Origin of the sequence: Streptomyces sp. NTH33, from assembly GCF_003236365.1 — a bacterium.
GTDB lineage: Bacteria > Actinomycetota > Actinomycetes > Streptomycetales > Streptomycetaceae > Streptomyces.
Genome location: NZ_POTZ01000235.1, coordinates 1 through 11,043 on the forward strand (window position 1 = coordinate 1; position 11,043 = coordinate 11,043).

Genomic DNA, 11,043 nt, shown 5'->3' on the forward strand with positions numbered 1-11,043 from the left:
GAGACAGCCTCGGGCACCGCCCCTCCTACCGCTGCACCGAGTGCGGCTGGACCACCGGCAAGTGGCTCGGCCGGTGTCCCGAGTGCCAGGCCTGGGGCACCATCGAGGAGCTCGGCGCACCCGCCGTCCGCACGACCGCGCCCGGCCGGGTCACCACCGCCGCCCTCCCCATCGGCCAGGTGGACGGCCGGCAGGCCACCGCGCGCAGCACGGGCGTGCCCGAGCTGGACCGCGTGCTCGGAGGCGGCCTGGTGCCCGGCGCCGTCGTGCTGCTCGCCGGCGAGCCCGGCGTGGGCAAGTCGACGCTGCTGCTCGACGTCGCGGCGAAGGCCTCCAGCGCCGCCGCCCGCGCGCTGTATGTGACCGGCGAGGAGCTGGCCGGCCAGGTGCGGCTGCGCGCCGACCGGATCGGCGCGCTCTCCGACCACCTCTACCTCGCCGCGGAGACCGACCTGTCTGCCGTCCTCGGCCACCTCGACGCCGTCCAGCCCGCGCTCCTCGTCCTCGACTCGGTGCAGGCCGTGGCCTCCCTCGAAGTCGACGGTGCGCCGGGCGGCATGGCCCAGGTACGCGAGGTAACGGGCGCGCTGCTCCGGGCCGCCAGGGAGCGCGGGATGTCCACCATCCTGGTCGGCCACGTCACCAAGGACGGCGCCATCGCAGGCCCCCGCCTCCTCGAGCACCTCGTGGACGTCGTGCTGCACGTCGAGGGCGACCGGCACGCCCGCCTCCGCCTCGTCCGCGGGGTGAAGAACCGGTTCGGGGCGACCGACGAGGTCGGCTGCTTCGAGCTGCACGACGAGGGCATCACCGGCCTCGCCGACCCGTCCGGCCTGTTCCTTACCCGGCGCGACGAGCCGGTGCCCGGCACCTGCCTGACCGTGACCCTGGAGGGCCGCCGTCCCCTGGTGGCCGAGGTCCAGGCCCTGACCGTCGACTCGCAGCTCCCCTACCCGCGCCGCACCACCTCCGGCCTGGAGACCTCTCGCGTGGCGATGATGCTGGCCGTCCTCGAGCAGCGTGGGAAAATCTCGCAGCTGGGCAGGCGCGACGTCTACACCGCCACCGTCGGCGGGGTGAAGCTCACCGAGCCGGCCGCCGATCTCGCCGTGGCCCTCGCTCTGGCCAGCGCCGCGTGCGACACCCCACTGCCCAAGAACCTGATCGCGATCGGCGAGGTGGGCCTGGCCGGTGAGGTCCGCCGGGTCACCGGCGTGCAGCGGCGGCTGGCCGAGGCCGCCCGGCTCGGCTTCCCCCACGCCCTGGTGCCCGTCGACCCGGGCAGGATCCCGGTCGGCATGAGGGTCACCGAGGTGGCCGATGTGGGCGACGCGCTGCGCCCGCTCCCCCGCCGCCTGCGCCGCGAGGTCCCGGCGGGGGAGGAGCCGGCCGCCACGCGCCGGCCCGACCCCGCGCGGTGCCCGCCCACGTCAGGGGGCCGGCCGCCGAGGGCACGGGGCTCCGCCTGGCGTACACGCGTGCGCCGAACGTCCATGGCCGAACGCCGCGGCGGGGCGGTGCCAACCGCCGAGACCGCCCAGGGTCCCGACACCGGCCCGCCCGGTTCCCGGGCGGGCCGGAGGAGCGGGTGAGGGGTGTGATACGCGCCAAAGGGGCAAGCGGATTTCCGCCCCATCCCTCGATATGAAACCCCGATCGCCTGGGCGGTGACCACGCTCCGCGGCACCGAGAGCATCGACTGCCCGCACAGATGTAGCCCTTGTCCGCCTCACCACGTAGGACACGGTCTTGGAGACACAGGGGGCGGGGGCCGATGGGCAAACCCGAGACGATCGGTGAGCAGCAGGCCGGCAGCCGCCTCCCGGACGCACGAGCCGTCCCGGACGCACGGGGGAACACCGCCGGGACGGCTCGCTTCACCGTACGGACGTAGAGGCCGTGCCGGAGGCTCCTCACCCGGGCTTCGCATGGGTCTTCCCGAGCCTGCTACCACCCTGCTACCTTGCTGTGTATGGCTGCCGCGAAGAAACAGACTCAGGTACGGCTGGAACCCGACGTGCTCGCCGCCGGCAAGGAAGCGGCGGCGGCCCGCGGACTGGACTTCAACCGCTATGTCGAGCGGCTCATCATCGAGGACACCACCGGTGCCCGCGCCGCCGGCATGGCCGCCGCGCAGCGCCTCATCGAGGAGCACGGCGCCTTCCTCGACGACCTGGAGCAGCAGCTCGACGCCCCGTACGACCAGCTGCACCCGGGCGTCGCTGCGTGATCTTGCACATCGACGAATCCTGGATCCTGGAAGTCGCCGAGCGGGCCGGCCACCGCGACCCCGGCGTCGACGACTACGGTGTGCCCGTCGCCGCGGTCGCCCGCCACCGCGGCGAACTCCTCGACCACCCGGTCTACGACGGCCCGTACGCGCGCGCGGCCGCCCTGGTGCACACCCTGGGCCGCTGCCGCTGGCTGGAACGCTCCAACCTCACTGTCGCCTGCGCCGTCGCGGTCATGTACCTCGAGGCCAGCAACATCCCCGTCAACCCCACCCGCGAACAGCTCACCGCACTCGCGCACGAACTGAACAACCCACGCTGCACCGCAGCCCGCATCACCGGCTTCCTGCGCACCTGGAAGCCCTGACGAGCTCCCGTACGGCCTGCCGATCGTCAGTGGGCAGCTCGATAATGGCCCCTTCCGCCCTCGTTCCCCGGGGGGAACGAGGGCGGGGCCTTGCTCAAGGGTGAGGGGCAGAGGAGTGGTGCGGCTCGGCTGAACGTCAATGGCATGAAGAGGCCACGGCCAACTTCCTGCGGCGGCTCGCTGGCTTCGACAACATGAGCCGGGGTCTGGCACAAGTTCCGTGAGCCGGCTGCCCAAGCGCGTTTCCAGAGGCTCTGCGCGTGACTGCCGGGGAACCAGGGCTGGTCCAGGCGTTGTCGAAGAGCATCACCGGGCCGGCTCCTGACCGCCGCAGCCCCCGGGCCGGCCCCTGGCTCCCAGCCGGCTACCGGCAGAACCTCTGGAAAGCCGCTCAGGCAGCTCTCGGGCCAAGGGCGCGGGAGATGATGGGAAAGTGGAGCTGCGTCGAGCCGACGGCGGGGTGATCGCGGTCGAGGTGGTGGGGGAGCCGGACGCGCCCGCGGTGCTGTTCTGCCACGGGTTGGCCGACTCCCGGCTGGCCGCGCATGGCTTCGCGGGCGCGGCCCACGCGCTCGGACTGCGCCTCATCGCCCCGGATCGCCCCGGCATCGGCGGCACCGACGCCCGTCGCCTGCCGCGGGTCGTGGACTGGGCTGCGGAAGCCACCCTGGTCCTGGACGCGTTGGATGTCGGCCCGGTGGCGCTGCTCGGCGTCTCGGGCGGCGGAGCGTTCGCGGCCGCGTGCGCGTCCGAGCTGCCTGACCGCGTCCGCAGCCTGCTGCTCATCGCGCCCCTTGGCCCGCCTGCCTGGCCCACCCGCGGGATGGCTGCCGGGCAGCGCGCGTCCTTGCAGATCGCCCGGCACGCTCCGGCCTTCGGCGGCTGGTTTCTGGGCCGCCTGGCCACGCTGGCGCGCCGGGCACCAGAGCTGTTCCTTCGCCTGGCGACCAGCGAGATGCCCGCCAGCGACCGGCGTGCCCTCGCCCAGTCGGACGCGCGTGCGGCTTTCCTGGCCAACTACCTGCGAGCGTTCCACCGCGGCAGCCGGGGAGTCGGCCAGGATCTGCGCGTGCTGACCCGCCCCTGGGGTTTCGACCTCGAGTCGATCAGGGTGCCCACGTCGATCCACCAGGGGGACGCCGACACCACCGTCCCGCTCCAGCACGCCCACCGCTTCGCCGCGGCGATACCGGGCGCACGCCTTCACATCCATCCCGGCCAAGGCCACTTCTCGATCCTCGCCGCACCCGAGCAGACGCTGGCGATACTCGCCGCATAGCCGGTCGAGGTCGCCGCCAAAGATCACGGCGACGGCGCGTCCGGTGGGCAACCGGGCCGCGTGGAACCGGTGGACCACAACGCCCTCCGTCCCCGGCGGCCACGTCCCCACGGACCGGCGTCCCTTTCACGACGGCTGACCGAGCACCCGAAGCGGGCCGGGTCTCCGAGGACCCGGATCCGCGTACCCAGCCGGTGGGAACCGTCGTCTCCGGGCGAACTGGCCGACCCTTCTCAAGTGCGGGCCGCTCACCAGGGGTGTCCCGCCCTGGCCGCCCGCCGCGCCGGAGGTCACAGCTGGTGACCGTCAGATATGGCCGGCCATGTCCGAAGCCAGGAGGCCACTCGCCCTCGACCAGCCTCGTCGGTGATCCGCTCTCCGGCGTCGGCCGGTGCCCGGAGACGGAAGGGCCCCGTCGCGGATGCGGCAGGGCCCTTCGGGGCTCGGGTCAGGAGCGAGGCGGGGAGCAGGTCAGCGCCGGGTGATCTTCCAGGTGCCGTCGGCCTTCGGCTTGTCGGGGTGCTGGACGTTGAAGAAGAGGCTCTTCGGGTCCTTGCCGAAGTAGATGCCGCTGATCTCGGCACCCGGGTCCTTGAGCGAGCCGAACAGCTCGACCTTGTCGGCGGCGCCGTCCTTGTCGTTGTCCTTGCCGGCGACGTAGATGTCGCTGAGGTAGTTGTCCTCGACGATCCACAGGCGGCCGTCAGGGCCCTGGGCGAGGTTGTCCGGGCTGTTGAAGCCCGTCACCTTGGCGCCGGCGTTCTCGACCGGCGCGTTCTTCCCGGCCTGGACGAAGCTGGTGAGCACGTTCTTGTTCAGGTCGACGGCGACGACTCGGTCCTCGCTGGTGTTGGCGACGTACAGCGTGTCGCCGATGACCTCGACGTCTTCCGGACGGCCGAACTCGGTGGCGTTGACGGCGTTGGACGCGGCGTCGGCGACCGACGTCCGGTGCGGCCCGGGACCCGGTTCGGCCCGGGACCGGGTGCGAGGGGGGCAAACCGTGCGCCCGCGGGCTTCCCGCCCGGACCGTCACGTCGTGGAGAAGGGGGCCGGGCGGACATCGATCTCGTGCATGCGCTTGGCGTAGTCGTGGTAGCGGCGGCGGGCTTCGCCGTGCCGGCCCGCCGCGGAGAGTGCGGCGATCAGTCCGAGGTGGGCCGACTCGTCGTAGCCGTCCTCTCCGATCAGGCGCAGGTACCAGCCGGCTGCCGCGTCGCAGCGGTCCAGCCGCAGGCAGCGCCGGGCGAGAGTACGGATGACGTCGCGGTGCAGCTCGGCGAAGGCCGCCCGCGGGCGTTCGCTCCACTCCCCGGTGAGCTCGCCGTCGTCGCCGAAGTCGCCGGTGTACATGCCGACGACCACTTCCAGGCGCGCCACCACGTCGACGCCGGCCGCCGCGTCCCGGCTGCCCTCGACCGCGGCGTCCGCCGCGATGGCCGCACAGGCCGCGTCGTGGAACCGGACCGTGTCGAGGACGACGTTCTCCGTGTTGAGCCGCACGCTGGAGGGGTCGGTGACCAGAAAGCGGTTGGCCGGATGCCGCCGCGCCGGGTCGAGGACCGCGCGCACCGTCGAAATCAGCACCGACAGGCGGCGGTTGGCCACCTCCGGAGGCGTCTGCGGCCACAACAGGGCGGCGAGCGTGGTCCGGGTGACCGGTCTTCCCAGCTGACCCGCCAGCACCTTGACGAGCTCACGGGCCTTCCGCGACTGCCATCCGGCCGGGGGCACGGGCGTTCCGGAGAGCAGTACCGCCAAGTGGCCCAGGGTCTGCACGGCAACCTCGGGAACCGGCGGCGGACCGATCGCCGCCAGCGGCCCGGCGATGTGCCAGGCGTCGTCGCACACCCCGAGCCGGTGCAGCCGCTGCCGGGCGACGTCCTCGGACAGCCGGTCGCCCGCGTGGCGCGCCCGCAGCAGCGCGTTGGTGGCCAGCGCCACCTCGCTGCCCATGTCGGCCCAGACCGCGGCCGCCTCCACCAGCCCGGCGGCACGGCGTGCGGCAGGGCGCCCCGGCACCGCGGCCGCATCACCCCGGTATGCGGCGAGCGCGGCGAGTTCCATCGCCTCGGCCAGCCCGGCCGGGTCGCGGCGGCGGCCGGCCTCCGAGCGGACGTCTGCGGCGTACCGGGCGGCCGAGGCGGTGTCTCCGCTGCACAGTGCGACCCAGCCCGCGGCCAGCTCGCCGGTGACCGGCCCGGCGGCGCTCGGAAGCGTGAGGGACAGCTCCGCGTACCGCGCCGCCTCGGCCGGATCGTCGGCGTAGCAGGCGCGCGCCAGTCCCGCCCATGCCTGCGCCACGACCTGGGCGTTGCCGTCCGGCTCGGCCATCGCCAGGGCCTCGCGGTAGGCCGCCGTCGCCTGCCAGGCGGAGCCCCGGGTCAGGTGCACCCGGGCGATCATCAGCAGTCCGAACGCGGCCAGCGGTGAGCCCTCCCGCTGCCACAGGGTGAGCGCACGGTCGGCGTCGGCGCGGGCGGCGTTGAGATCGCTGAGCCCCAGCCAGGCCTCGGCGCGGTTGTGCAGGGCCAGTGCGAGCAGCGTCTGCTGGGAGGCGCCCTCACCGAGGCGGATCGCCTCGGTGAGGGCGTCGACCGCCTCGCGCAGGCGCCCCTCCTCGACCAGGCGGGAACCGACGTTGGAGCGGATCCGCAGCTGCAGGCCTACGTCCCCGGCCCGTACGGCCGCCGCGAAGGCCCTGGCGTAGCGTGTTCGTTGGCGGCGCGGTCGCCCTCGCTGAAGGCGGCCAGCGCTTGGGCGAGGTAGGCCGCCGCCAGCGCAGCGTCGTCGCGGCTCTGCTCGGCGGCCCGCGCCGCCTCGTCGGCGAGGCTCCGCGCCCGCGTCCGGTCACCACGGGCCCAGCGCGCTGCCGACCGTCCGGCCAGTAGCTGGGCCTGCTCCGTGCCGGTGTCCCCGGCATCGGCGGCCGCGCGTTCGTACAGCGACTCGGCGCCCTCGAACTCGCCCCGCTGGTGGAGTACCCGGCCGAGCCGCCAGGCCAGTTCGGCAGGCAGCGGCGCGTCCGCCGGGAGCGTCGCGACATGCCGCAGCGCCTCGTTGTACTGCCCCTGTCGCAGGGCCGACTCCACCAGTCGCACGACAGTATCGGGGTCGCGCACCCGGTCAGCGCCCGCAGCCCCTCCCGCGCTGGTGGTCACCGCGTCAGGATACTCATGGCGAAGAGGGACGGGTCGGGTGGTTTCGGGAAGTCCGGGACTCACTCCCGGCGGGGTCCCCAGCGCGGTTCCCGGCGGAATTCCTGGCATGGGTCCCGGCGAAGTTCCCGGCGGGGTTCGGAGAGCCGGACCTCGCCGAGGTTCTCCGGAACGCCGATCCGGTACTCGTCGGTGTCGTCGTGGCGTTCCTCCCGGTGCCACGGCCGCGCCGACGCTGGGCATCGTGGGCTGGAGCAACGTGTCCGGCCATCGGTCGAACGCCGTCACGATGAGCAGGATCATCCAGGCCCGGAATCCCGCGAAGGCGCCCGCGACCAGGACGCGGAACAGCATGGGCAACGGTTCGCGCGCCCAGAATCAGGAGCAGCGCCCAGGAGACGATGCCCGCGCCGAGCCCGGCGTTGCGCTTCCCGTCGTCCACCGTCGCCGCGACGGCGAGGGCGAGGGCCGGAACGGCCGCGGTCGTCGTGAGCATCGCCGCCTGGGCCCTGCTCCATCGGGGCTGCGACAGTCCCTGGGCCCGCGCCGCGACGACGACCTTCTTGCCGAAGCTCTTCCACCGGCGGCCCAGGTCGCGCGAGGTCTCGGCGAGCGTGCCGGTCGCCACGACGCCGTCCACGGCCAGGGCCTGGACGTGTTCGAGCACCAGCTTCTCGTACGGCGCGAGGTCAGATCCGGGTGGCCACCTTTCGGGCCAGCTCTTCCAGTGGCGTGCGGTTCTCCGCTGGGTCGTTGAGGCGCACCAGGCGGATCGACACCCACCGGTCGGACCTGCGGAGGAAGACCGCCTCGTCCTCGGCGTACGCCTCGTCGCCGACACCGGCCAGCGGCCTGAGCGTGTGTTCGAGGCCGCGTTCGATGTCGAGGTACTTCTTCGCACCGTCCCCGACGAAGATCTCCACCTGGGCCGTCGGCCCGGTGACGGGACCGGTGTAGGTGCAGGTCTCCCGTACCGGTGTCGCGGGGTTGAGCGCTGTACCGGCCAGCTTCTCGGCCTCCTGCTTGGTCACCAGGGCGCAGGGGTCGACGGCCGCCCCGTTCGGCGACGACGCCCCGGTGCTCTCCTCCGGAGTCCGGGTTGTCGGGGCCGGCTCGGCCGACGAGGGGCCGGCGGCCGAGGACTGCCCGTGGCCGTCGCACCCGGACAGCGCGAGCACGGCGAGCACAGCCAGGGGCACCAGTGGCGACAGCGGGCGGCTGCGGTTGCGGTTCATCGGGATCCTCACTGTCTGCCTTCGTGTCGGTGTCAGGACTTGCACAGCGGTACGTCCGGCAGCGTCTGCTGTCTGTGGACGAAAGGTGTCAGGGCCTCCTGGTGCAGCTGGAACTTCATCGTGGGCAGGAGCTTCTTGAGGGCGGCCATGGCCACGGCGGAGACGGAGACCCCCACGCCCCCGCCGACCTTGCCGTCCAGCGTCGCTCCGACACAGCGGGTCAGCGGGGCGCCGAGGGCCGAGCCGTTGGTCACCCCGAAGTCCATGACGAGTTTGGCGTAGGGACCGGCGAAGGCGGCGGGCACACCGACTCCGACCTGGACCTTGAACTCGATGGCGGTGGCGATGTCGCTGACTCCGACGGAGATTCCGGTGATCGAGTCCATGATGCTTTTGATCACCGAGAGCTTCGGGGTGACGATCGAGCCGTTGACCATGTCGATGGCACCGTCGAGCCCCCACTCACCGCCGGCGGTCACCGTGGTGTTGTTGCCGCCGAGTGCGGTGGCGACGCTGAACTTCCAGCTGATGTCGAAGGCGAACGGGGTCCCCGCGATCGGCAGGGTCATCTGGACCGGCACCTCGGCCCGGATCTTCGAGTTGTCGATGACACCGTTGGCCGCACCGGCGGCAATACTGATCGCGACGCTTTTGATCCCCTCGACGGCGAACGTGGCCCCGTCGGCGACCCGACCGCCGGAGATGGGCACATCGGAACGGATGTGCAGCTTCTCCGTCCTCAGCGAGAAGTCGACGAAGACCTTGAGCCCGGCCGCGGCCTTGTGATCGAACTTCAGGCCGAACGCCCCCGGGGTGCGGTACGGCTGGGCCTTCCATTCCCCGAGATCCGCCGTGACACTGCTCGACCTGGCCGGCGGCAGCGTGCCCCCGGCCGTCGCGGCGAGCCGGACCGGCCCCCGTGCGACCACGGTGCCGACGCGCCCCGAATGCGCGGCGCGCACCGATGTCCGTCCGATCGTCCGCGCCGTCGTCGGGACGTCCCTCGTGGCGTCCTTCCCGGCCTCCCTCGCGGCGTCCTTCCCGGCCTCCGTCACAACGCCCTTCCCGGCCTCCGTCACAACGCCCGTCGGGGCATCCGCAGGCACCGTCACCGCCCCGGGCAGGTCCGGGATCTCCAGGTAGTGGAGCGCGCCGTCGTCGATGTCCTGGTCGAGGGTGAGGTGGGCGTCGCGGAAGACCTCGGTGAACTCCACCGGGCCCAGGGTGGCCACGACGTCTCTGTGCACCCGACGCACCTCCTGCACCCGCCCCACCGCGCGGCTGGTGGCGTACAGGACCTTTCCGGGCCGAACGTCCTGGGCACCGCGGGCGTTTCCGTCGATGGTCCAGGTCAGACCGTCACCGGATGCCGCCCGGATCGCTCGCGGTCCGCCCTCGACCATCACGACGTCGGGCTGGTAGGTGACCGACGGATCACGGACCGGCCCGGTCCCGTAAGTGAGCGCGGCCTCGGACGTGTCGGCCGGACCGGAGCCCTCGTGGGCACGCCCGGGTGCGCCACCGCATGCCGCCGTGGTGGTCAGGAGGAGCGCGATCGTGAGCGCTGCGCCCCGCCTCCCCGGGCGCGGCGCACTCACGGCCCACCCCGGGCAGAGAGCCGCGACCCCCGTGACACGGCCGACAGCAACCGGATGATTCTCATGCCGTGATCCGTTCGCCATGGCCGACGCGCGCGGCGCCGCACCCCCTGCGGACCATCATTGACCGGCGTGTTAGCGCCCTGTTCAGGAATCCTTCAGGCCACCGGTCGCTCCGTCGCCTCTCGTGGTCGCTGCGGTCGCCGGGCAGCGGAGGCAGACGGCCTCGTGGAGTGCTCCGCCACCGCCTCGTCTCGCACGCGCACGCGCACGCGAACGTGGACGTGCAGGGTTCCGGCACGGCCGGACGAGGTGGGTCCCGGGAACGGGCCGCGCGGCGCGACAGCGCTTCTGCCCGTGCCCGGTCCCCTCCTCCGAACCGAACCGCCGCCGCACCGGGCACCCGGTACCCCCGGCACGTGCCCCCGCCGACCGCGCGCCGTGCTCGTGGGGTGCGGTCCGGAACGGGCCCGATGGCCGGTGTCAGACGCGGGCGGCCACCGTCCGGGCGAGTTCGTTCAGCCGCCCGGCGTTGTCCGCCCTGTCCGCCACCACGGTCATCGCGACCCAGGTGCCCGACTTCCGGAAGAGCACGGCGAAGGTCCCGTGATCGGAGGCGTCGTAGGAGTAGGCCTCCTCGCCCACGCCGGAGAGCGGTTTCTTGGGGGCTCCCGCGAGCATGTCGTCGGCGAAGGCCTTGGCTTCGTCGCCCTGTACGGTCGAGGAGATCAGCACCCCTTCGTGCGAGTACTCGCAGCCCGTGGTGTTGAACTCGCTCGGCTTCGCCGTGACGGACACGCCCCCCAACTGCTGGACCTCCTGGACGGAGATGAGCCCGCAGGGGTCCGCCGGCGGCTTCTTCGCCGGGGCTCCGCCGCTGTCGCCCGTGCGGTCCGCGGCGTCCGACCGCGGCCGGTCAGCGGCCGAGGGAGCCCCGTCGCCAGAGCTGCCGCACCCGGCCGCGGCGAGCGTCGCGAGCAACGTCACGGTCAGCAGCGGAGCACGCCACGAGCGTCTTCGGGACATCATCAAGCGGTGCGGCTCCGCCCACACCCCCGCCTCGCCCCATGACAGCCATCCATCCGGGATCGTAATCCGGGCCGCGGGTCAGCCGGCTCAGGCTGGGGCCGGCATCACTGGGCGTGCTCTTCGCGACCCGGCTTACGATCCCGGAT

At 72.9% G+C, this 11,043-nt stretch carries 10 protein-coding genes; 4 read left to right on the top strand and 6 right to left on the bottom strand.

The features are described 5' to 3' along the window. The 4 genes from radA to C1I97_RS21650 all read left to right on the top strand — a co-directional run. The coding region (gene radA / locus C1I97_RS21635) for a DNA repair protein RadA (protein WP_258382674.1) at positions 1-1,592 on the top strand (1,592 nt) is incomplete at its 5' end. A 380-nt stretch (positions 1,593-1,972) separates the two neighbouring features. Continuing rightward, positions 1,973-2,230 (top strand): hypothetical protein, encoded by a 258-nt coding sequence (locus C1I97_RS21640; RefSeq protein WP_111004875.1) that lies wholly within the window; start codon positions 1,973-1,975, stop codon positions 2,228-2,230. Continuing rightward, positions 2,227-2,598, top strand: coding sequence for a fic family toxin-antitoxin system, toxin component (locus C1I97_RS21645; RefSeq protein WP_111004876.1), 372 nt, complete (start codon positions 2,227-2,229; stop codon positions 2,596-2,598). The genes C1I97_RS21640 and C1I97_RS21645 overlap by 4 nt, the downstream gene beginning before the upstream one ends. 433 nt (positions 2,599-3,031) lie before the next feature. Further along, positions 3,032-3,877 (top strand): alpha/beta fold hydrolase, encoded by an 846-nt coding sequence (locus C1I97_RS21650; RefSeq protein WP_181446842.1) that lies wholly within the window; start codon positions 3,032-3,034, stop codon positions 3,875-3,877. 471 nt (positions 3,878-4,348) lie between these two features. Here C1I97_RS21650 and C1I97_RS21655 read toward each other — a convergent pair whose 3' ends face one another. The 6 genes from C1I97_RS21655 to C1I97_RS21680 all read right to left on the bottom strand — a co-directional run bounded on the left by C1I97_RS21655 (position 4,349) and on the right by C1I97_RS21680 (position 10,855). Next, positions 4,349-4,753, bottom strand: a complete 405-nt coding sequence (locus C1I97_RS21655; protein ID WP_369008364.1) for an alkaline phosphatase PhoX — start codon at positions 4,751-4,753, stop codon at positions 4,349-4,351. A 156-nt stretch (positions 4,754-4,909) separates the two neighbouring features. After that, positions 4,910-6,271, bottom strand: coding sequence for a BTAD domain-containing putative transcriptional regulator (locus C1I97_RS21660; protein ID WP_146608255.1), 1,362 nt, complete (start codon positions 6,269-6,271; stop codon positions 4,910-4,912). A gap of 272 nt (positions 6,272-6,543) precedes the next feature. After that, the gene (locus C1I97_RS40040; protein ID WP_181446843.1) at positions 6,544-7,038 is read right to left on the bottom strand and encodes a tetratricopeptide repeat protein; all 495 of its coding nucleotides are present in this window, start codon (positions 7,036-7,038) and stop codon (positions 6,544-6,546) included. Between the two features lie 686 nt (positions 7,039-7,724). Beyond that, complete coding sequence (locus C1I97_RS21670; protein WP_111004880.1) at positions 7,725-8,270, bottom strand: DUF3558 family protein; 546 nt, start codon at positions 8,268-8,270, stop codon at positions 7,725-7,727. A 32-nt stretch (positions 8,271-8,302) separates the two neighbouring features. Then, complete coding sequence (locus C1I97_RS21675; RefSeq protein ID WP_111004881.1) at positions 8,303-9,868, bottom strand: hypothetical protein; 1,566 nt, start codon at positions 9,866-9,868, stop codon at positions 8,303-8,305. Between the two features lie 483 nt (positions 9,869-10,351). Beyond that, the gene (locus tag C1I97_RS21680) at positions 10,352-10,855 is read right to left on the bottom strand and encodes a DUF3558 family protein (RefSeq protein WP_181446844.1); all 504 of its coding nucleotides are present in this window, start codon (positions 10,853-10,855) and stop codon (positions 10,352-10,354) included. Between the last annotated feature and the right edge of the window lie 188 nt (positions 10,856-11,043).

Excerpts from the sequence above, each read along its gene's own strand:
- C1I97_RS21640 (WP_111004875.1), top strand. The coding sequence starts at position 1,973 with ATGGCTGCCGCGAAGAAACAGACTCAGGTACGGCTGGAACCCGACGTG.
- C1I97_RS21670 (WP_111004880.1), bottom strand. The coding sequence starts at position 8,270 with ATGAACCGCAACCGCAGCCGCCCGCTGTCGCCACTGGTGCCCCTGGCT.